Genomic DNA, 19,699 nt, shown 5'->3' with positions numbered 1-19,699 from the left:
CGAGGATCCATCGTTTTCCAACGGCTTATGGATCTTGTCTGCGGTCTGGCGGCTGCCTCCGGAGGAGCCAGCCGCTGCTGCGTCTGGCCGGCCCTCCCAAACCCGACATTCGCGCAAAAGAAAACCCGCCGGCGAGCGGCGGGTCTGATGCGGGAGCGGGGAGGGCGCTGTCAGGCGCTTTCGAGATAGTCGCCGCCTTCGGGCTCGCGCAGCACGTAGCCGCGGCCCCAGACCGTCTCGATGTAGTTCGCGCCGCCGGCGGCGTTGGCCAGCTTCTTGCGCAGCTTGCAGATGAAGACGTCGATGATCTTCAGTTCCGGCTCGTCCATGCCGCCGTAAAGGTGGTTGAGGAACATTTCCTTGGTGAGCGTGGTGCCCTTGCGCAGCGAGAGCAGCTCGAGCATCTGGTATTCCTTGCCCGTCAGGTGCACGCGCTGGCCACCGACTTCGACGGTCTTGGCGTCGAGGTTGACGATGAGCTCGCCCGTCGAGATGACCGACTGGGCATGGCCCTTGGAGCGGCGCACGATGGCGTGGATACGGGCGACGAGCTCGTCCTTGTGGAAGGGCTTCGTCATGTAGTCGTCGGCGCCGAAGCCGAGGCCGCGCACCTTGTCCTCGATGCCGGCCATGCCGGAGAGGATGAGGATCGGCGTCTTGACCTTGGACAGGCGCAGCGTGCGCAGGACCTCGTAACCCGACATGTCGGGGAGGTTCAGGTCGAGCAGGATGATGTCGTAATCGTACAACTTGCCCAGATCGACACCTTCCTCGCCGAGGTCGGTGGTATACACATTAAAACTTTCGGACTTCAGCATCAGTTCGATGCTCTGCGCTGTCGCGCTATCGTCCTCAATGAGTAGAACCCGCATATCTGTCCCCTTTTCCGCCGCTCAAGGTACCTGGCCCCCTACGCGATACGGATCCAGTCGTTGCCTGATTTGGAGGCTGCCACGAAATGGTTAACAAATCCTGATTCACTTTGGCAAGAGCGTATCGGTCTGTTAATTATTTTAGGCAGGCTCCTGATTTCACACATGAATCGGAAATGTGTCTCTTAAACACAATTTTTAAGAAAACACGTTAACCGACTCTTTCGACTCATCAATGCGGCCACCTCGTTTTTCGCGAACCGCATTTACTGAGCCTTAAATCATCATCGCTATGATTAACGATGCCCGTAAACGAAAGGTTACCAGCGGTAGGATTTCATTAATCTCGCTGAATTTTTTTACGGTTCGGCAGGGTTTGCCGGTTACGGGTTGTCGTGACGGTCGGCGGTGCGCGGTGGAATGCTGCGCTTTCCAAAGGCCGGGTTGGAATGCCGAGTGGAGGTCCGCCAGCGTTTTCGGCGGCGTCCGCTCCAATGCCGGGGTCTCGCTATCCACGGGAGTATTGCGTATGAAGTCGCGTGAGAGCCTAGTTCGCCTGAAGGAATTTCAGGTGAAAGACAAGAGACGGCAGCTGGCACAGCTTCAGTTGATGATGTCCGAATTCGAACGGATGTCGAAGGAACTGGAAAGCCAGATCGCCATCGAAGAGAAGAAATCCGGGATCACCGATCCGGGCCACTTCGCTTATCCCACCTTTGCAAAGGCGGCGCGGCAACGCTCCGACAATCTTCAGGTCTCCATCCGGGAACTGAAGGTGCAGCAGGACGCGGCCGAACTGGCGCTGGAAGAGGCGGAGGCGGAATTCGCCAAGGCTTCGGCGCTGGAAGAGCGCGACAACGCGGTCCGGATGCGCGCCTGATCAAGGTGCCATCCTGAAGAACCCTCGCGAGCGGCCGCAAGACCGCTCACGAGGGCTCTTCGCGTTTTTTTGGCGCGCCCGACGTGTTTGCGCCCGCCTTGACGCCTCAGAGATTGACGACGTCGTGCCATTCCTTGTGGCGCATGGCCTGCGCCCGGAAGAACGGGCAGAGCGGCATGATCTTCCAGCCGCCCTTGCGGGCCTCTTCCACGGCATGGGCCGCCAGCGCCTGGCCGACGCCCTTGCCGCGCAAGGCGTCCGGCACGCCGGTATGGTCGATGATGATGAGCTGCGGGGAGGCGCGGGAATAGGTCATTTCCCCCTCATGCCCCTCGATGACCGCATAGTAGCGGCCCTTCGTGCCGCTGTCTTCGTGCAGGATGTCCATGACGCTCTCCTCGCTGTCGTTGCGCTGGAGGCATCCTTTCCTGTCCCGCGTGATCCCGCAAGCAGCGCGGCTGTGAACAGTGCGTGCTCTATCGGGGCATGATGCTCCGCCCCGGGGGCGGGCTTTCCGCAAAAGCATTGCGGCCGCATGAAGCGGCCGCAGGGTCTTGATCCGGAATGAAATGGTCTAGTGGCGGTACTGCTGGATGCGCGTGGTGCGCAGGCCGGCAAGGCCATGATCGTTGATGGAGGACTGCCAGGACAGGAATTCTTCGACCGTCAAAGTATAGCGTTCGCAGGCTTCTTCGAGGCTGAGAAGGCCACCGCGCACGGCGGCGACGACTTCGGCCTTCCGGCGAATCACCCAGCGCCGCGTATTGGCCGGCGGCAGATCGGCGATCGTCAGGGGGCTGCCATCGGGGCCGATGACGTATTTAACGCGGGGTCGTATCAGATCGGTCATTGGACTCTCTACATAAACTCAAGACCATATGTAAGGGACTCTAGCCTGCCACATTTAAGAATTGCCTAAGCGCATGCTAACAATTTTCTAATCTTTTGAGCGGCTTCGCCGGCACGGCAGCGAGGCGGAAAGGCCTGCCTTCCCTTACGTCCGGCGGTTTTCGCTGCCCTTTGCCTGCATGGGAGCCATGCAAATATTCCGTTTCCATTTTACTTAAATACTGCTATCAGGCCGCAAAATTCGGGGCGGCGTCGGGTCGATGCCATCGGAAGCCCCCAGGATGCATCCAAATGAATTGCCACTCCAAGCTGTTCCTTCGCGGGATACGGCTTTTGCGGCGTTTTTTCTTTTTCGCCTGTCGAGCGGGATGCGCCTGAAATTTTCCGGACCGGGAATGCACTGGAAACCCGGCGTTCACGCGCCGGTTGTTGGAAACGGAAAATGAGAGACCCAGACAACATGCTCGCGCAGCAGGGCCGGTCGCCAGAGTTCCTCTCCTCGGCCACTATCGAGGCGGTGCAGACCGAATACGAGGTGCTGCACCTCATGCGCCAGTGCGCCGGCCATTTCGGCTTCAGCCATTTCATGGTCGCGCGCTTCCCGGCGAACGATCAGCAGCGGTTCGCCGAGCGCCTGCTCGTCAGCAACTGGCCGGCGGAACTCGTGCGCAAATACGATGCGATGAGCCTCTTCCATGTCAGCCGGCTGGCGGTCGATACCGGCATGACCAAGCTGCCGGTGCAGGGCGACAGCGCGCTCATGGCACCCGCCGATTGGGAAAACGCGCAGGCCGGCGAGGCGATCGCGCTCGCCGAGAGCCATGGCCTTTCCGCCTCGACGGCCTTCCTCCTGCATTCGACGACGGCCGATCCCTACCTGATGGTGTTTTCCGGAACGCGCGCACCGCTCGCCCGGCCGGAGCTGGCGGAGCTGCATTTCGCCGCCCTCCAGCTTTTCGAATGCCTGGAAAAGACCTTCGTCGCCGTGACGGCCGGGCGCGAAAAGCTCTCCAGTCGCGAGGTCGAGTGCCTGCGCTGGGCGGCGGCCGGCAAGAGCAGCGACGAGATTGCCATCATCCTCGGCATCTCGGTCTATACGGTGAGCAGCTACTTCAAGAGCGCGACCCGCAAGCTGCAGGCCGTCAACCGCATGCAGGCCATCGCCATCGCCCTGCGGCTCCGGCTCATCTGATCTTGGTTCGCGAGCCGGGGAGGAGGAGCTTTCCGGCCTTCTCTTGCCCTCGATGCGGCAAGTTTCTATATGTCGCCCGAAAGGCGTTCCGCGGATCGCGGGATGCCGCAACGGCCGGTTTCGGCCCCAATTCAAAGGTGCAGGACGGCAGCCTCGGCGCGGCCGGCACCGGAACGGACCTCGCGTGAACAGTCTCGATTTCGATCGCAAGCCGGAAGATACGCGCATCGTCGTCGCCATGTCGGGCGGCGTCGACAGTTCGGTGGTGGCCGGCATCCTGAAACGTGAAGGCTACGACGTTCTCGGCATCACCCTGCAGCTCTACGATCACGGGGCGGCGGTGCACCGGGCGGGCTCGTGCTGCGCCGGCCAGGACATCGACGATGCGCGCCGCGTCTGCGAAACGCTCGGCATCCCGCATTATGTGCTCGATTATGAAAAGCGCTTCCGCGAGACGGTGATCAATCCCTTCGCCGAAAGCTATGTCGCGGGCGAAACGCCGATCCCGTGCGTCGCCTGCAACCAGACCGTCAAGTTCGCCGACCTCCTCGCCACCGCCAGGGAACTCGGCGCCGATGCGCTGGCGACCGGTCATTACATCCGCTCGCGCCCCAATCCGGCGCCGGACGCGCCTGATCGCCGCGCGCTCTATCGCCCGGTCGATGCCGAGCGCGACCAGAGCTATTTCCTCTTCGCCACGACGCAGGAGCAGATCGATTACCTGCGCTTCCCGCTCGGCCATCTTTCCAAGGCCGAAACGAGGGCGCTCGCCGAGGAGATGGGTCTCGTCGTCGCCAAGAAGGCGGACAGCCAGGACATCTGCTTCGTGCCGCAGGGCAAGTATTCCGACATCGTCAACAAGCTGAAGCCGAATGCGGCGCTTGCCGGCGATATCGTGCATATCGACGGCCGCGTGCTCGGCCGGCATGAGGGCATCCTGCACTATACGATCGGCCAGCGCCGCGGCATCGGCATCGCCACGGGCGAGCCGCTCTATGTCGTTTATCTCGACGCCCGCTCGCGCCGCGTCATCGTCGGCCCCAAGGAGGCGCTGGAAACGCGCCGCCTCTACCTGCGCGATATCAACTGGCTGGGCGACGGCGACCTCGAAGCCGTCGCGGCCGCCGGCTTCGACTGCTACGCCAAGGTGCGCTCCACGCGTCCGCCGCGCCCGGCCCGCCTCCAGGCGAACGAGGGCGGCATCTATGTCGAGCTTGCCGAAGGCGAGCCGGGTGTCGCGCCGGGCCAGGCTTGCGCGCTCTATTCCGGCGAGGGCGAGGATGCCCGCATCTACGGCGGCGGCTTCATCCTGCGTTCCGAGCGCGAGGCGGATGCCGAGGACGCCCTGAAGCGCATTCTTTCCACCCCGGTCGCGGCCTGAAAAGCCGCGACCGGCAAAGCCCTTGCGGACAAAGCGAATTTTCTCAAAACCTCGCTTGACACCCGCGGGAAGCCCGCCTTATAAGCCGCGCACCGGACGGAAACGGACATCGCTCTCGATCGTCCCTTCGGGCGGCGGAGTAGCTCAGTAGGTTAGAGCAGAGGAATCATAATCCTTGTGTCGGGGGTTCGAATCCCTCCTCCGCTACCATTTTTTTCCAAAAATCGAATGCGCAGATTTCTACCGCTTCACGTTGCGCGCGATGTGCTGTTCGAACGCCTTGCCGAAACTGGCGAGGAAATCGCGCGTTCCGTCGTTGGTGAGGTTCCCCGCGTCGTCGAACAGGTTGCCGGTGCCGCCGATATAGGCTTCCGGCTGTTCCAGAACGGGCATGTTCAGGAAGCAGAGCGACTGGCGCAGGTGATGGTTGGCGCCGAAGCCGCCGATGGCGCCGATCGAGGTCGAGATGATCGCTGCCGGCTTGCCCATCAGGGCGCCCTGTCCATAGGGCCGCGAGGCGACGTCGATCGCATTCTTCAAAACGCCGGGTACCGAGCGGTTGTATTCGGCGGTGACGAAGAGGATGGCGTCGGCGGCCGCGACGCGCTCGCGCAGCGCGCTCCAGTCGGCCGGCGGCGTGGCTTCGAGATCCTGGTTGAAGTAGGAAACCGAGCCGATGTCGAGAAATTCGAATTTCAGGCCGGGGGTGAGGGAGACAAGCGCCTTGGCGACTTTGCGGCTGAACGACTCCTTGCGGAGGCTGCCGACGAGAACTGCAACGGTGGTCATGGGAAACTCCAAGCTACGTGGCGCGCCGATCCTCGCTCCTCAGGCGGGAAAACTCAATATCGAAAACGAAGCTTTTCCTCGCGTGGGCTGAGGGACGGCGAATCAGGCGCGGCCCGGCGCTGCCGTCTCGCGCCGGAAGGCGGCGGGGCTTCTGGCGGTCCATTTCCGAAAGGCGCGGTGGAAGGCGCTGGGTTCGGAAAAGCCGAGGCGGGTCGCGATCTCGCCGACCCCGAGCGTCGTCGCCTGGAGCATCTCGATGGCGAGGTCCCGGCGGATCTCGTCCCTGATGGCGGCGTAGTTCTGGCCTTCCGCGGCGAGGCGGTGCCTGAGGGTAGAGGGTGACATGCGCATCTGCGCGGCGAGATCGTCGAAAGCACTCCAGGCGGTGGGCGGCATCTCGCGCAGGCGCTTGCGGACGCCGGCGGCAAGGCCCGCATCGTAGCGGTAGCGCACGAGGATATTGGCCGGGGCATTGCGCAGGAACTGTTTCAGCGCCTGTTCGCTGCGCGCGACGGGCAGTTTCAGCATGGCGGCGTCGAAGGCGAGGCGGCTCACCGGCTGGGAAAAGCGCACGGGCGCGCCGAAGAAGAGCCGGTAGTCCGCGCCGTGCTCCGGCTCGGCGCAGCCGAAATCGACCATCCGCAGCGGAATGCGGCGCCCGATGAGCCAGCAGGTGATGCCGTGCAGCAGGATCCAGTAGGTCCGGTAGGCGAAGGCGGAGCGCGGGCCCTGCCTGTCCGCAAGGACGATCTGGGCCAGCCCGTCGGCGATTTCGAGACGGCCTTCCGGGTCCTCCAGCACGACATTGAGGAAGCGCAGCGCGCGCCGCAACGCCTGGTCGAGGGTCCGGGCATGCAGGATGCAGTGGCAGAGCAGGGTGAAGCTGCCGCGTCGCATCGGCCTTGCGGCCATGCCGAAGAATTCGTCGTCCATCTCCGCGGCGATGGCGAGCCAGAGGGCGCCGTAGCTTTCGGCGGAGATCGGCGCCCCGATGCGGGGCGGCAGGCCGGCGGCGGCCAGCACCTTCTCCGGCGCCTTGCCCTGCCGTTTCAGGCAGTCGATGGCCTCTTCCACGAAGAAGGGCGATATCATCCGCCGTCCGGTATCCGTCATCGTCATGTCCCGCGGGATGTGGTAAAACTGGCCGATCGTTCGAGACGCTTCGGTCATCGCATGCAATATCGTGCCGGCATAAAATAGGAAAGACGGAGGGCAGATCGCCCTGCCGGCGGATACGGCACCGGGAGGGCCGCATTCGGCCGGATCGCACGGAAATCGAATGCGCTGAGGGAGAGCAGCCATGTTGATCCGCGGAAAGACCTTTCTCGTTACCGGCGGCGGTTCGGGCCTCGGCGCGGCGGTGGCGCGCATGCTGGTGGGCGAGGGCGCGCATGTCGTTATCGCCGACGTCAATGTCGATGCCGGCCGTGGCATCGTCGGCGAGCTTGGGACCGGCGCAGCCTTCATCCAGACCGACGTGACGCAGGAGACGGACGGCCAGGCCGCCGTCGATCTGGCGCTGGAGCGTTTCGGCCATCTGCACGGGCTGGTCAATTGCGCGGGCGTCGCACCCGGTGAGAAGGTGCTCGGCCGCGACGGGCCGCACCGGCTCGACAGCTTTGCCCGCACCGTCGGCATCAACCTCATCGGCACCTTCAACATGACCCGTCTCGCGGCGGCGGTCATCGCGAAGGAAGAACCGGAGGCGGACGGCGAGCGGGGGATTGTTATCAACACGGCCTCGGTCGCGGCCTTCGACGGCCAGATCGGGCAGGCGGCCTATGCGGCCTCCAAGGGCGGCGTTGCTGCCATGACGCTGCCGGTCGCCCGCGAGCTGGCCCGCCACGGTATCCGCGTCGTCTCCATCGCGCCGGGGATTTTCCAGACGCCGATGATGGCCGGCATGCCGCAGGAGGTGCAGGATTCGCTCGGGCGGAGCGTGCCTTTTCCGCCGCGTCTCGGCAAGCCGGTGGAATTCGCCGCACTGGTGCGCCACATCTGTGAGAACGTCATGCTGAATGGCGAGGTCATCCGCCTCGACGGCGCGCTGCGCATGGCGCCGCGCTGAGGGAGTTTCGATATGGTTCTGCAGGATCCCATCGTCATCGTCGGTTCGGCCCGCACCCCGATGGGCGGTTTCCAAGGCGACCTCAAGGATGCCACCGCGCCGCAGCTCGGCGCCGCCGCGATCCGCGCGGCGCTGGAGCGGAGCGGCGTTGCGCCCGATGCCGTGGAGGAGACGGTGTTCGGCTGCGTGCTGCCGGCCGGGCAGGGGCAGGCGCCCGCGCGGCAGGCCGCCATCGGCGCGGGCCTGCCTTTCGCGGCCGGGGCGACGACCGTCAACAAGATGTGCGGCTCGGGCATGAAGGCGGTGATGCTGGCGCATGATCTCATCGCCGCCGGCAGCGCCTCGGTTGCCGTCGCCGGCGGCATGGAGAGCATGACCAATGCGCCTTATCTCCTCGACCGCGCCCGCGGTGGCTACCGGCTGGGCCATGGCCGCGTCATCGACCACATGTTCCTCGACGGCCTCGAAGACGCCTATGACAAGGGGCGCCTGATGGGCACCTTCGCCGAGGACTGCGCCGAGGCCTACCAGTTCACCCGCCCGGCGCAGGACGATTATGCCGTCACCTCCCTGACCCGCGCCCGTAGCGCCATCGAGACGGGCGCATTCGACGCAGAGATCGTCCCCGTCACCGTGAAGGCCGGCCGCTCCGAGACCGTCGTCAGCTGCGACGAGCAGCCCGGCAAGGCGAAGCTGGAGAAGATCCCGACGCTGAAGCCGGCCTTCCGCGAGAACGGCACGATAACGGCGGCCAACGCTTCCTCAATCTCGGACGGCGCGGCCGCGCTGGTGCTGATGCGGCGCTCCCGGGCCGAGCGCGAGGGCCTGAGGCCGCTTGCCACCATCGTCGGCCATGCGACGCATGCGCAGGCGCCCAATCTCTTCGCGACCGCGCCCATCGGCGCGCTGCGAAGGCTAAGCGAGCGCACCGGCTGGGACCTCAAGGATGTCGACCTCTTCGAGATCAACGAGGCCTTCGCCGTCGTCGCCATGGCGGCGATGCGCGATCTCGACCTGCCGCATGACAAGGTCAATGTCCACGGCGGCGCCTGCGCGCTCGGCCATCCCATCGGCGCATCGGGCGCGCGCGTGCTCGTCACCCTGCTTGCTGCGCTGAAGCGCTACGATCTGCGGCGCGGCATGGCGACGCTCTGCATCGGCGGCGGCGAGGCGACGGCGGTGGCCATCGAGCGGCACTGAGCGGTTTGGGGAGGAGACCGGACCATGATCCTGACGGAACAGCAGACCCAGATCCGCGACATGGCCCGCGATTTCGCCCGCGAGCGGCTGGCGCCGGGTGCGGCGGAGCGCGATGCGGAGAGCCGCTTCCCCCGCGAGGAACTGAAGGAGATGGGCGAGCTCGGCTTCCTCGGCATGCTCGTGCCGGAGGCCTATGGCGGCTCGGAGACGGGCACGGTCGCCTATGCCGTGGCGCTGGAGGAAATCGCCAGCGGCGACGGGCCGTGCTCGACCATCATGAGTGTGCACAGTTCCGTCGGCTGCGTGCCGATCCTGAAATATGGCAGCGACGAACAGAAGCAGCGCTTCCTGCCGAAGCTTGCGAGCGGCGAATGGATCGGCGGCTTCGCGCTCACCGAGCCGCAGGCCGGCTCCGACGCTTCCAACCTCAAGACCCGCGCCCGCCGCGACGGCGACCATTACGTCATCGACGGGGCCAAGCAGTTCATCACCTCGGGCAAGAACGGCGATGTGATCATCGTCTTCGCCGTCACCGATCCCGATGCCGGCAAGAAGGGCATTTCCGCCTTCATCGTGCCGACCGACACGCCCGGCTACGAGGTCGTGCGGGTGGAGCAGAAGCTTGGCCTTCATTCCTCCGATACATGCCAGATCGCCTTCAACGCCATGCGCGTTCCCGCCGGAAACCGGCTCGGCGCGGAGGGGGAGGGCTATAGGATCGCCCTTTCGAACTTAGAAGGCGGGCGCATCGGCATTGCCGCGCAGTCCGTCGGCATGGCGCGGGCGGCCTTCGAGGCGGCGCGTGACTATGCCCGCGAGCGCACGGCCTTCGGTTCGCCGATCATTGAGCACCAGGCCGTCGCCTTCCGGCTCGCTGACATGGCGACGCAGATCGAGGTGGCGCGCCAGATGGTGCTGCATGCCGCCGGGCTGAAGGAGGCGGGCCAGCCCTGCCTCACCGAAGCGTCGATGGCCAAGCTCTTCGCCTCGGAAATGGCCGAACGGGTCTGCTCCGACGCGATCCAGATCCATGGCGGCTACGGCTACATGGCGGATTATCCGGTGGAACGCATCTATCGCGACGTCCGCATCTGCCAGATCTACGAGGGCACGAGCGACGTGCAGCGCATCGTCATCGCGCGCAATCTTTGAAGCCGGGACCGTACCCTTCGCAGGGAGGCGGCGGGGCGGTCCACAAGGGAGGAATGACAGGACATGAACGAGGTTGCGCATCTGAGCCTTCACGTTCCCGAGCCGGCGGTCCGGCCCGGCGGCCAGCCGGATTTCTCCAACGTCAAGATCGCCAAGGCCGGCGCGGTGCCGCGCCCGGCGGTGGACGTCGCGCCGGAGGAAATCCGCGATCTCGCCTATTCCATCATCCGCGTGCTCAACCGCGACGGCGAGGCGGTCGGCCCCTGGGCCGGGCTGCTCTCCGACGAGGAGCTGCTGACGGGCCTGCGCAACATGATGAAGCTGCGCGCCTTCGACGCGCGCATGCTGATGGCGCAGCGGCAGGGCAAGACCTCCTTCTACATGCAGCATCTCGGCGAGGAGGCGGTGAGCTGCGCCTTCCGCAAGGCGCTCGCCAAGGGCGACATGAATTTCCCGACCTACCGGCAGGCGGGCCTTCTCATCGCCGACGACTATCCGATGGTCGAGATGATGAACCAGATCTATTCGAACGAGGCGGACCCCCTGCGCGGCCGGCAATTGCCGATCATGTATTCGTCGAAAGCGCACGGTTTCTTCACGATCTCCGGCAACCTTGCCACGCAATATGTGCAGGCCGTCGGCTGGGCCATGGCGTCCGCCATAAGGAACGACACGAAGATCGCCGCCGCCTGGATCGGCGACGGCTCGACGGCCGAATCCGATTTCCACTCCGCCCTCGTCTTCGCCTCGACCTACAAGGCGCCGGTCATCCTCAACATCGTCAACAACCAGTGGGCCATCTCGACCTTCCAGGGCATCGCCCGCGGCGGCTCGGGCACATTTGCCGCCCGCGGCCTCGGCTTCGGCATTCCGGCGCTCCGCGTCGACGGCAACGACTACCTCGCCGTCCATGCCGTCGCGAAGTGGGCGGCCGAGCGGGCGCGGCGCAATCTCGGGCCGACGCTGATCGAATATGTCACCTACCGCGTCGGTGCCCATTCCACCTCGGACGATCCGAGCGCCTACCGCCCGAAGACAGAATCCGAGGCCTGGCCGCTCGGCGATCCGGTGCTGCGGCTTAAGAAGCACCTCGTCCTGCGCGGCGTCTGGTCGGAGGAGCGCCATGCGCAGGCCGAGGCCGAGATCCTCGACGAGGTGATCCAGGCGCAGAAGCAGGCCGAAAGCCACGGCACGTTGCATGCGGGCGGCAAGCCCTCGGTGCGCGACATCTTCGAGGGCGTCTATGCGGAAATGCCCGCCCATATCCGCCGCCAGCGGCAGAAGGCAGGATACTGACATGGCAAGAATGACGATGATCGAGGCGGTGCGCAGCGCCATGGAAGTCTCGATGGGACGCGACGACGAGGTCGTCGTCTTCGGCGAGGACGTCGGCTATTTTGGCGGCGTCTTCCGGGCGACGCAGGGGCTGCAGGCCAAATACGGCAAGACGCGCTGCTTCGACGCGCCGATCAACGAATCCGGCATCCTCGGCACGGCCATCGGCATGGCGGCCTATGGGCTGAAGCCCTGCGTCGAGATCCAGTTCGCCGATTACATGTACCCGGCCTACGACCAGATCACCCAGGAGGCGGCGCGCATCCGCTACCGCTCCAACGGCGATTTCACCTGCCCCATCGTCGTGCGCATGCCGACCGGCGGCGGCATCTTCGGCGGCCAAACGCACAGCCAGAGCCCGGAGGCGCTGTTCACCCATGTCTGCGGGCTGAAGGTGATCGTTCCCTCCAATCCCTACGATGCCAAGGGCCTGCTGATCGCGGCCATCGAGGACCCGGACCCGGTGATGTTCCTCGAGCCCAAGCGCCTCTACAACGGCCCCTTCGACGGTCATCACGAAAAGCCCGTCACGCCCTGGTCGAAGCATGAGCTCGGCGAGGTGCCGGAGGGGCACTACACGATCCCCATCGGCAAGGCGGAAATCCGCCGGCCGGGCAGCGCGGTCACCGTCGTCGCCTATGGCACGATGGTGCATGTGGCGCTCGCCGCCGCGGAGGAGACGGGGATCGACGCCGAGGTGATCGACCTGCGCAGCCTGCTGCCGCTTGATCTCGACACCATCGTGCAGTCGGTGAAGAAGACCGGCCGCTGCGTCGTCGTGCACGAGGCGACGCTGACCTCCGGCTTCGGCGGCGAGGTCGTTTCGCTGGTTCAGGAGCACTGCTTCTACAGCCTCGAAGCGCCGGTGGTGCGCGTGACGGGCTGGGATACGCCCTATCCGCATGCGCAGGAATGGGACTATTTCCCGGGGCCTGCCCGCGTCGGCCGGGCGCTGCAGGAAGTGATGGAGGGCTGAGGATGGGCGAGTTCGTCATCAAGATGCCCGATGTGGGCGAGGGCGTGGCCGAGGCCGAGCTTGTGGAATGGCATGTCAAGCCGGGCGATCCGGTGCGCGAGGACATGGTGCTCGCCGCCGTCATGACCGACAAGGCGACGGTGGAGATTCCCTCTCCGGTCGATGGCACGGTGCTCTGGCTCGGCGCCGAGATCGGCGACATCGTCGCCGTCAAGGCGCCGCTGCTGCGCATCGAGATTGCGGGGGAAGGCGAAGCGCCCAACGAAGAGGCGGTCCTACCACCCGCGACCGAACCCGTTGCGAAGGCCGAGCCAATTACCGAAACGAAGTCGGTTGAAAAGGTAAAGGACCCGGCACCGGAAAAGCCGGCCGAGCGTCCCGTCCATCGCGAGCCGGCGGAGCGGCCGCTCGCCTCGCCCGCCGTGCGGCTGCGGGCGCAGGAGGCTGGTGTCGATCTGCGGCAGGTGTCGGGCAGCGGCCCGGCCGGCCGCATCACCCATGACGATCTCGACCGGTTCATCGCGCGTGGGGGCGAGCCCGCCGCCGCGCCGGCCGGGCTTGCCCGCAAGACCGCGACGGAGGAAATCAAGGTCACGGGCCTGCGCCGCCGCATCGCCGAGAAGATGCGCCTTGCGGCCTCCCGCATTCCCCACATCACCTATGTGGAGGAGGTCGACGTCACCGACCTGGAAGACCTGCGCGCCACGATGAATGCCGGCCGCAAGCCCGACCAGCAGAAGCTCACCATCCTGCCCTTCCTGATGCGGGCGCTGGTGAAGGCGCTCGCCGAGCAGCCCGGCGTCAACGCCACCTTCGACGACGATGCCGGCATCGTCACGCGTTATGGCGCCGTCCATATCGGCATCGCCACGCAGACGCCCGCCGGCCTGACGGTGCCGGTCGTGCGCCATGCCGAGGCCCGCTCGATCTGGGACAGCGCGGCCGAGCTTTCGCGCCTCGCCGATGCCGCCCGCAACGGCACGGCGGCGCGCGAGGAGCTTTCCGGCTCGACCATCACCATCACCTCGCTCGGCGCGCTCGGCGGCATCGTCACGACGCCGATCATCAACCACCCGGAAGTGGCGATCGTCGGCGTCAACAAGATCATGATGCGGCCCGTCTGGGACGGAACCCAGTTCATTCCGCGCAAGATCATGAACCTGTCGTCGAGCTTCGACCACCGGATCGTCGACGGCTGGGATGCGGCGGTTTTCGTCCAGCGGCTCAAGGCGCTTCTCGAAACCCCCGCACTGATCTTCATCGAAGGCTGATGACATGAAAGAGATCGTCTGCAAGCTCCTCGTCATCGGCGCCGGCCCCGGCGGCTATATCTGCGCCATCCGCGCCGGCCAGCTCGGCGTCGATACCGTCATCGTCGAGAAGACGAAGGCCGGCGGCACCTGCCTCAATGTCGGCTGCATCCCCTCCAAGGCGCTGATCCATGCGGCGGAGGAATTCGACAGGCTCCGCCATACGGCAGGCCTCAACGCGCTCGGCATCACCGTCGAGACGCCGCGGCTCGACCTTGCCCAGACCGTCCGCTGGAAGGACGGCATCGTCGGCCGGTTGAACAGCGGCGTGCTCGGCCTCCTGCGCAAGGCCAAGGTCAAGATCGTGCACGGCGCGGCGCGCTTCCGCGACGGCAAGACGGTCGAGGTCGAGACCGAGACGGGAACCCAGCTCATCCGCGCCGAGACGGTGGTGATCGCGACCGGCTCCGAACCGGTCGAACTGCCGGCGCTGCCCTTCGGCGGGGCGGTCCTTTCGTCCACCGAGGCGCTGTCGCTGCCGGAGGTTCCGAAATCGCTTGCCGTCGTCGGCGGCGGCTATATCGGGCTGGAGCTCGGCACCGCCTTTGCCAAGCTCGGCGCGCGGGTGACGGTGGTCGAGGCGATGGCGCAGATCCTGCCGCAATACGATGGCGAACTCGTCAAACCCGTCGCCAAGCGCCTCGCCGAACTCGGCGTGCGCGTGCTGACCGGCGCGAAGGCGAAGGGCTATTCGGGCGAGGCGCTGGCGGTGGAGATCGCCGGCAAGGAAGAGCGGATCGCCGCGGACAAGGTGCTCGTCACCGTCGGCCGCAGGCCGCGCACGGAGGGGTGGGGCCTCGAAGAACTCGACCTCGACCGCGCCGGCCGCTTCATCCGCATCGACGAGCATTGCCGCACCTCGATGCGCGGCGTCTACGCCATCGGCGACGTCACCGGCGAGCCGATGCTGGCGCATCGCGCCATGGCGCAGGGCGAGATGGTCGCGGAGATCGTCGCCGGGCGCAAGCGCGTCTGGGACAAGCGCGCCATCCCCGCCGTCTGCTTCACCGATCCCGAGATCGTCACCGCCGGCCTTTCGCCTGACGAAGCGCGCGCGCAGGGCTACGAGGTCCGCGTCGGCCTCTTCCCCTTCAACGCCAACGGCCGCGCCATGACGACCCAGTCGGAGGACGGCTTCGTGCGCGCCGTGGCGCGGGCGGACACCAACCTCGTGCTCGGCCTTCAGGCAGTCGGCGCCGGCGTCTCGGAGCTTTCCAGCGCCTTTTCGCTGGCGCTCGAAATGGGCGCGCGGCTGGAGGATATCGCCGGCACGATCCACGCCCATCCGACCCGCAGCGAAGGCTTGCAGGAAGCCGCATTGAAAGCCCTTGGCCATGCCCTCCACATCTGAGACCCTGATCGACCGGACAGGTTCGCTCGGCCGCATCCGGCTCAACCGGCCGAAGGCGCTCAACAGCCTGACGCTTGCGATGGTGCGCGACATCGAAAACGCGCTGGACGCCTTCGAGGCCGATCCCGCGGTCGCCGCCGTGCTTCTCACCGGCGAGGGCGAGCGCGGGCTCTGCGCGGGCGGCGATATCCGCATGATCTATGACGGCGGCAGGGCCGGCTCGCCGGAGCCCGTCGATTTCTGGCGCGAGGAATATCGCATGAATGCGCGCCTCGCCCGGCTGGCAAAGCCCTATGTCGCCTTCATGGACGGCATCGTCATGGGTGGCGGGGTCGGCGTTTCGGTCTATGGCAGCCATCGCATCGTCACGGAGCGGACGCGGTTCGCCATGCCGGAGACCGGCATCGGCTTCTTCCCCGATGTCGGCGCCTCGTGGTTCCTGACGCGGAGGAACGATGAGCTCGGCACCTATGCCGCGCTCACCGGCGAACAGCTTGCGGCGGGTGACGTGATCGCCTTCGGCCTTGCCGACAGCCATGTGCCTTCGGAGCGCCTGCCGGCACTGGCCGAAAAGCTGTCCAGCTTGCCGGCCACCGCCTCCCATGCCGATGTCTCGGCCGCCATTGCCGCCTTCGCGGAAACACTGACGCCGGGAGAGATCACCGGGCAGCGGGCGCTGATCGACCGGCTCTTCGCCTTCGACACGGTGGAGGCGATTTTCGCGGCGCTGGAGCGGGACGGAACGGATTTCGCCGCAAGGGCGCTCGGCATCCTGCGGATGAAATCGCCGCTCAGCCTGAAGGTGACATTGCGCCTGTTGCGCCTCGGGCGGAAGGAAACCGCGCTGGAAGCCTGCCTGGAACGGGAATTCGCTGCCACGGCGACGGTGCTGCGCAGCCACGATTTCTACGAGGGCGTCAGGGCCGCCGTGGTCGACAAGGACCGCAATCCGCGCTGGCGCCCGGCGCAACTGGCCGACGTCACCGAACAGGACGTCGCCGCCTTCTTCGAGCCGGCGGCAAAGCCGCTCTTTGCCGGCGCAACGGGAAAAGGAGAACGCCCATGAACTCCATCGCATTCATCGGCCTCGGTCATATGGGCGGCCCGATGGCCGCAAATCTCGTGAAGGCCGGCCATGCCGTGCGCGGCTTCGACCTTTCCGCCGTCTCGCTCGACCTGGCGCGGGAAAACGGCGTGGCGACCGTCGCCTCCATCGGCGAGGCGGTTTCGGGCGTGGACCTCGTCATCACCATGCTGCCGGCCGGAACGCATGTGCTTTCGGTGTGGCAGGAGCTCGTCGCCATCGTGCCGTCAGGCACGCTGCTCATCGATTGCTCCACCATCGACATGGCGAGCGCCCGCAAGGCCCATGCGCTGGCCGAGGCGCATGGCTGTCCGGCGCTCGATGCGCCCGTCTCGGGCGGCACCGGGGGCGCTTCGGCCGGCACGCTCACTTTCATGGTGGGGGGCGATGCCGGGGTCTTTGCCGGGGCAAAGCCGGTCTTCGAGGCGATGGGCAGGAAGATCATCCATTGCGGCGCTGCCTCCGCCGGCCAGGCGGCGAAGATCTGCAACAACATGATCCTCGGCATCAGCATGATCGCCGTGGGCGAGGCCTTCGTGCTCGGCGAACGGCTCGGCCTTTCGCATCAGGCGCTGTTCGACGTCGCCTCGGTCTCGTCGGGGCAATGCTGGTCGCTGACCACCTATTGCCCGGTGCCGGGGCCCGTCCCGACCTCGCCCGCCAACCACGATTACGAACCGGGCTTCGCCGCGGCGCTGATGCTGAAGGACCTGAAGCTGTCGCAGGCGGCGGCGGAGGATACCGGCACGGTGACCCCGCTCGGCGCCGGGGCGGCGGCGCTCTACCAGCGATTCGCCGACGAAGGGGCGGGCGCGAAGGATTTTTCCGCCATCATCGCCATGCTGCGGGAGGGGCCTGCCGCCGGCTAGCGGCGCGACATGATGAACTTGTTAATTATGTTTCGCTCCTCCGGTCATGGCGGGGAAGGAGGATCGGGGCGGCCGGGGGCGTTTTCCGGTCGAAGATCCCTTGTTAGCGGTTGCGCTGCAAGCACTGCGGAACCGGTGATCCGCCTGTTTCGAAGTGCTAAAACAGGCGCGCGAACGAGATGCTGCACGTGTTAAGTAGTGCAGATTTGTCAAGTTTAAATTTTTCTCTTCAAGTAATTGACGCCGCTCACGGAGCGCTATGTATATGGGCTTGTAAATAACGAAAGCCAGTTTTTTCGTTTTTACATACTAATGTATCCATGTCTCACAGGTGAGAAAAATGCGTGTTTTTACCGCCTTGTTCCCCATGTCTCTCGCCCTCGCTGTCGCATCCGGCGCCTTCGCGCAGGATGCCGAACTGGGCCAGAAGGTCTTCAACAAATGCAAGGCGTGCCACGTCGCCGATCAGGAAACCAACAGGGTCGGTCCGTCCCTGAAAGGGGTGATCGGGCGCACGGCAGGCACCTATGCCGGCTACAGCTATTCCCCGGCCATGAAGGAGGCGGGGGAAGGCGGTCTCGTGTGGAACGACGAGAGCCTGACCAATTACCTGCGCAAGCCGAAGGATGTCGTCCCGAAGACCAAGATGGCCTTCGCGGGGCTCAAGACCGACGAGGACATCGCCAATGTCATCGCCTATCTGAAGCAGTTTTCCCAGAACCAGTGATGCATCGGCAGTCCAACGAAATCGAATGAGGTGGGAAATGATGACTGAACAACCCTATATCGGCATGAGCCGGCGCCGGCTGCTGCAGATGATCGGCCTGACGGCCGGCACCGCGGCCATGTACCAGGCGATGACGACGCTCGGCCTTGCCGCCGAGTCCGGCTACAAGGGGCCGGTGAAACTCGACGGCGATCCCAAGGGCGCCTCGGTCCTGATCCTCGGCGCCGGCCTTGCCGGCATGCTGGCGGCGATGGAAATGCGCCAGGCCGGCTACAAGGTGAAGGTTCTCGAATACAACAACCGCGCGGGCGGCCGGAACTGGACGATCCGCGGCGGCGACACCGTGACGGAACTCGGCGGCTTCACGCAGAAATGCGAGTTCGACGAAGGCCTCTACATCAATCCGGGCCCCTGGCGAATTCCCTATCATCACAATGGCTTGCTCGCCTATTGCCGCCGGCTCGGCGTACAACTCGAGCCGTTCCAGCAGATCAATCACAATGCGCTCCTGCATTCCACCAAGGGATTTGGCGGCAAGCCGCAGCGCGTGCGCGACGTGAAGATCGACTTCCAGGGCCATGTCTCCGAACTGCTCGCCAAGGTCACGCAGAAGGGCAAGCTCGAAGAGGGCGTCGGCAAGGAAGACCAGGAGATCCTGCTCGAGGCGCTCCGGTCCTGGGGTGCGCTCGACAAGGACTACAAATATGCCAAGGGCGCGGTCTCGGGCGAGTTCCGCGGCTACGAGAAGGATCCGGGCGGCGGCCTCGGCGCCGAGCCGGTCCCCGGCGAGCCGCTGGCCTTCAAGGAGCTGCTCTCCTCCGGCCTCTGGGGCGCACTTGCCAACTTCGCGCTCTACGAGTTCCAGACCACCATGTTCCAGCCGGTCGGCGGCATGGGCCGGATCGGCGACGCCTTCGCCAAGGAGGTCAAGGACCTCATCACCTTCAACGCGAAGGTGGTGAAGATCGAGCAGGGCGACAAGGGCGTGACCGTCACCTACGAGGACACGAGCAAGCCCGGCGAGACCCATACGGAAAGCGCCGACTGGTGCGTTTGCACGATCCCGCTCACCATCCTCAGCCAGATCGACATCCAGGTCTCGGACAAGATGAAGGCGGCCATCGGCGCGGTGCCCTATGCATCGTCGGTCAAGGTCGGCCTGCAGATGAAGCGCCGCTTCTGGGAAGAAGACGATCTCATCTTCGGCGGCGTTACTTATACGGATCTGCCGATCACCAATATTTCCTACCCCAGCACCGACTTCAACAAGGGCGGGAAGGGCGTGTTGCTCGGCTGCTATACCTGGAACGGTCCGGCGTCCTACGAGTTCTCGGCGCTGGAGCCGCAGGAACGCGTCAAGAAAGCTGTCGAGCAGGGCATGATCATCCATCCCCAATACAAGGACGAGTTCGAGAACGGCGTGTCCTGGGCATGGCACCGCTCTCCGTTCACCCTCGGCTGCGCCGGCGACTGGACGGACGAAGCCCGCAAGGAACACTACGACAATCTCTGTGAGATCGATGGCCGCATCGTTCTTGCCGGGGAGCACGCGTCGTACATTCCGGCGTGGCAGGAAGGCGCGATCCTCTCCTCGATCAACGCCATCGAGCGCCTGCACAAGCGGGTGATGCAGGGTTGAGCGTCCGGTTAGTTGAATCCCAAGA

Annotated in this window: 19 protein-coding genes and 1 tRNA gene; 15 read left to right on the top strand and 5 right to left on the bottom strand. The window is 65.3% G+C overall.

The window, feature by feature from the left end:
- Window positions 1-170: 170 nt before the first annotated feature.
- Entirely contained in the window at window positions 171-872 is a 702-nt protein-coding gene (gene ctrA / locus ShzoTeo12_RS11675) for a response regulator transcription factor CtrA (RefSeq protein WP_119256748.1), read from the bottom strand.
- A 529-nt stretch (window positions 873-1,401) separates the two neighbouring features.
- On the opposite strand from ctrA, the gene ShzoTeo12_RS11670 reads away from it, so the two are divergent.
- Entirely contained in the window at window positions 1,402-1,752 is a 351-nt protein-coding gene (locus tag ShzoTeo12_RS11670; RefSeq protein WP_119256749.1) for a flagellar export protein FliJ, read from the top strand.
- Between the two features lie 106 nt (window positions 1,753-1,858).
- Here the strand turns inward: ShzoTeo12_RS11670 and ShzoTeo12_RS11665 are convergent, their stop codons facing one another.
- Both ShzoTeo12_RS11665 and ShzoTeo12_RS11660 read right to left on the bottom strand, forming a co-directional pair.
- A complete protein-coding gene (locus ShzoTeo12_RS11665) occupies window positions 1,859-2,140 on the bottom strand; it encodes a GNAT family N-acetyltransferase (protein WP_318909815.1) in 282 nt (93 codons plus the stop codon).
- A gap of 186 nt (window positions 2,141-2,326) precedes the next feature.
- Window positions 2,327-2,602, bottom strand: coding sequence for a DUF1153 domain-containing protein (locus tag ShzoTeo12_RS11660; protein WP_023515011.1), 276 nt, complete (start codon window positions 2,600-2,602; stop codon window positions 2,327-2,329).
- A 441-nt stretch (window positions 2,603-3,043) separates the two neighbouring features.
- Between ShzoTeo12_RS11660 and ShzoTeo12_RS11655 the strand changes: the two genes are divergently transcribed.
- The 3 genes from ShzoTeo12_RS11655 to ShzoTeo12_RS11645 all read left to right on the top strand — a co-directional run bounded on the left by ShzoTeo12_RS11655 (window position 3,044) and on the right by ShzoTeo12_RS11645 (window position 5,384).
- On the top strand, window positions 3,044-3,793 hold the full coding sequence (locus ShzoTeo12_RS11655; protein WP_119256751.1) for a helix-turn-helix transcriptional regulator: 750 nt from the start codon (window positions 3,044-3,046) through the stop codon (window positions 3,791-3,793).
- A 184-nt stretch (window positions 3,794-3,977) separates the two neighbouring features.
- Window positions 3,978-5,174, top strand: a complete 1,197-nt coding sequence (mnmA, locus tag ShzoTeo12_RS11650) for a tRNA 2-thiouridine(34) synthase MnmA (protein WP_318909814.1) — start codon at window positions 3,978-3,980, stop codon at window positions 5,172-5,174.
- 133 nt (window positions 5,175-5,307) lie between these two features.
- A tRNA-Met gene (locus ShzoTeo12_RS11645) sits at window positions 5,308-5,384 on the top strand.
- A 30-nt stretch (window positions 5,385-5,414) separates the two neighbouring features.
- Here ShzoTeo12_RS11645 and ShzoTeo12_RS11640 read toward each other — a convergent pair.
- A complete protein-coding gene (locus ShzoTeo12_RS11640) occupies window positions 5,415-5,963 on the bottom strand; it encodes an NAD(P)H-dependent oxidoreductase (RefSeq protein WP_318909813.1) in 549 nt (182 codons plus the stop codon).
- A 102-nt stretch (window positions 5,964-6,065) separates the two neighbouring features.
- Complete coding sequence (locus ShzoTeo12_RS11635; RefSeq protein ID WP_318909812.1) at window positions 6,066-7,076, bottom strand: AraC family transcriptional regulator; 1,011 nt, start codon at window positions 7,074-7,076, stop codon at window positions 6,066-6,068.
- Between the two features lie 187 nt (window positions 7,077-7,263).
- On the opposite strand from ShzoTeo12_RS11635, the gene ShzoTeo12_RS11630 reads away from it, so the two are divergent.
- The 11 genes from ShzoTeo12_RS11630 (at window position 7,264) to ShzoTeo12_RS11580 (ending at window position 19,674) form a co-directional block, all read left to right on the top strand.
- Window positions 7,264-8,031 carry a 3-hydroxyacyl-CoA dehydrogenase gene (locus tag ShzoTeo12_RS11630; RefSeq protein ID WP_318909811.1) on the top strand — a complete coding sequence of 256 codons (768 nt, stop codon included), beginning with the start codon at window positions 7,264-7,266 and terminating at the stop codon, window positions 8,029-8,031.
- Window positions 8,032-8,043: 12 nt separating this feature from the next.
- Entirely contained in the window at window positions 8,044-9,231 is a 1,188-nt protein-coding gene (locus ShzoTeo12_RS11625) for an acetyl-CoA C-acyltransferase (RefSeq protein ID WP_318909810.1), read from the top strand.
- Window positions 9,232-9,255: 24 nt separating this feature from the next.
- On the top strand, window positions 9,256-10,383 hold the full coding sequence (locus ShzoTeo12_RS11620) for an acyl-CoA dehydrogenase family protein (RefSeq protein WP_318909809.1): 1,128 nt from the start codon (window positions 9,256-9,258) through the stop codon (window positions 10,381-10,383).
- A 63-nt stretch (window positions 10,384-10,446) separates the two neighbouring features.
- A complete protein-coding gene (locus ShzoTeo12_RS11615; RefSeq protein WP_318909808.1) occupies window positions 10,447-11,679 on the top strand; it encodes a 3-methyl-2-oxobutanoate dehydrogenase (2-methylpropanoyl-transferring) subunit alpha in 1,233 nt (410 codons plus the stop codon).
- A gap of 1 nt (window position 11,680) precedes the next feature.
- Entirely contained in the window at window positions 11,681-12,694 is a 1,014-nt protein-coding gene (locus ShzoTeo12_RS11610) for an alpha-ketoacid dehydrogenase subunit beta (protein ID WP_318909807.1), read from the top strand.
- Window positions 12,695-12,696: 2 nt separating this feature from the next.
- Entirely contained in the window at window positions 12,697-13,965 is a 1,269-nt protein-coding gene (locus ShzoTeo12_RS11605) for a dihydrolipoamide acetyltransferase family protein (RefSeq protein ID WP_318909806.1), read from the top strand.
- A gap of 4 nt (window positions 13,966-13,969) precedes the next feature.
- A complete protein-coding gene (gene lpdA, locus ShzoTeo12_RS11600) occupies window positions 13,970-15,355 on the top strand; it encodes a dihydrolipoyl dehydrogenase (RefSeq protein ID WP_318909805.1) in 1,386 nt (461 codons plus the stop codon).
- Window positions 15,339-16,421, top strand: coding sequence for an enoyl-CoA hydratase/isomerase family protein (locus ShzoTeo12_RS11595; RefSeq protein ID WP_318909804.1), 1,083 nt, complete (start codon window positions 15,339-15,341; stop codon window positions 16,419-16,421). The genes lpdA and ShzoTeo12_RS11595 overlap by 17 nt, the downstream gene beginning before the upstream one ends.
- Window positions 16,418-17,308 carry a 3-hydroxyisobutyrate dehydrogenase gene (gene mmsB, locus ShzoTeo12_RS11590; RefSeq protein WP_318909803.1) on the top strand — a complete coding sequence of 297 codons (891 nt, stop codon included), beginning with the start codon at window positions 16,418-16,420 and terminating at the stop codon, window positions 17,306-17,308. Before ShzoTeo12_RS11595 ends, mmsB begins: the two co-directional genes overlap by 4 nt.
- A 340-nt stretch (window positions 17,309-17,648) precedes the next feature.
- The gene (locus ShzoTeo12_RS11585; protein ID WP_119256763.1) at window positions 17,649-18,035 is read left to right on the top strand and encodes a c-type cytochrome; all 387 of its coding nucleotides are present in this window, start codon (window positions 17,649-17,651) and stop codon (window positions 18,033-18,035) included.
- 37 nt (window positions 18,036-18,072) lie between these two features.
- Window positions 18,073-19,674, top strand: a complete 1,602-nt coding sequence (locus ShzoTeo12_RS11580) for a flavin monoamine oxidase family protein (RefSeq protein WP_245424820.1) — start codon at window positions 18,073-18,075, stop codon at window positions 19,672-19,674.
- Window positions 19,675-19,699 lie beyond the last annotated feature (25 nt).

Origin of the sequence: Shinella zoogloeoides (assembly GCF_033705735.1) — a bacterium.
Taxonomy (GTDB): domain Bacteria; phylum Pseudomonadota; class Alphaproteobacteria; order Rhizobiales; family Rhizobiaceae; genus Shinella; species Shinella zoogloeoides_A.
Note: the sequence above shows the minus strand (reverse complement) of the source record. Positions and strands in the feature narration are given on the sequence as shown.

Excerpts from the sequence above, each read along its gene's own strand:
- ctrA (WP_119256748.1), bottom strand. The coding sequence starts at position 872 with ATGCGGGTTCTACTCATTGAGGACGATAGCGCGACAGCGCAGAGCATC.
- ShzoTeo12_RS11670 (WP_119256749.1), top strand. The coding sequence starts at position 1,402 with ATGAAGTCGCGTGAGAGCCTAGTTCGCCTGAAGGAATTTCAGGTGAAA.
- ShzoTeo12_RS11665 (WP_318909815.1), bottom strand. The coding sequence starts at position 2,140 with ATGGACATCCTGCACGAAGACAGCGGCACGAAGGGCCGCTACTATGCG.
- ShzoTeo12_RS11660 (WP_023515011.1), bottom strand. The coding sequence starts at position 2,602 with ATGACCGATCTGATACGACCCCGCGTTAAATACGTCATCGGCCCCGAT.
- ShzoTeo12_RS11655 (WP_119256751.1), top strand. The coding sequence starts at position 3,044 with ATGAGAGACCCAGACAACATGCTCGCGCAGCAGGGCCGGTCGCCAGAG.
- ShzoTeo12_RS11640 (WP_318909813.1), bottom strand. The coding sequence starts at position 5,963 with ATGACCACCGTTGCAGTTCTCGTCGGCAGCCTCCGCAAGGAGTCGTTC.
- ShzoTeo12_RS11635 (WP_318909812.1), bottom strand. The coding sequence starts at position 7,076 with ATGACGGATACCGGACGGCGGATGATATCGCCCTTCTTCGTGGAAGAG.
- ShzoTeo12_RS11630 (WP_318909811.1), top strand. The coding sequence starts at position 7,264 with ATGTTGATCCGCGGAAAGACCTTTCTCGTTACCGGCGGCGGTTCGGGC.
- ShzoTeo12_RS11625 (WP_318909810.1), top strand. The coding sequence starts at position 8,044 with ATGGTTCTGCAGGATCCCATCGTCATCGTCGGTTCGGCCCGCACCCCG.
- ShzoTeo12_RS11620 (WP_318909809.1), top strand. The coding sequence starts at position 9,256 with ATGATCCTGACGGAACAGCAGACCCAGATCCGCGACATGGCCCGCGAT.
- ShzoTeo12_RS11615 (WP_318909808.1), top strand. The coding sequence starts at position 10,447 with ATGAACGAGGTTGCGCATCTGAGCCTTCACGTTCCCGAGCCGGCGGTC.
- ShzoTeo12_RS11610 (WP_318909807.1), top strand. The coding sequence starts at position 11,681 with ATGGCAAGAATGACGATGATCGAGGCGGTGCGCAGCGCCATGGAAGTC.
- ShzoTeo12_RS11605 (WP_318909806.1), top strand. The coding sequence starts at position 12,697 with ATGGGCGAGTTCGTCATCAAGATGCCCGATGTGGGCGAGGGCGTGGCC.
- lpdA (WP_318909805.1), top strand. The coding sequence starts at position 13,970 with ATGAAAGAGATCGTCTGCAAGCTCCTCGTCATCGGCGCCGGCCCCGGC.
- ShzoTeo12_RS11595 (WP_318909804.1), top strand. The coding sequence starts at position 15,339 with ATGCCCTCCACATCTGAGACCCTGATCGACCGGACAGGTTCGCTCGGC.
- mmsB (WP_318909803.1), top strand. The coding sequence starts at position 16,418 with ATGAACTCCATCGCATTCATCGGCCTCGGTCATATGGGCGGCCCGATG.
- ShzoTeo12_RS11585 (WP_119256763.1), top strand. The coding sequence starts at position 17,649 with ATGCGTGTTTTTACCGCCTTGTTCCCCATGTCTCTCGCCCTCGCTGTC.
- ShzoTeo12_RS11580 (WP_245424820.1), top strand. The coding sequence starts at position 18,073 with ATGATGACTGAACAACCCTATATCGGCATGAGCCGGCGCCGGCTGCTG.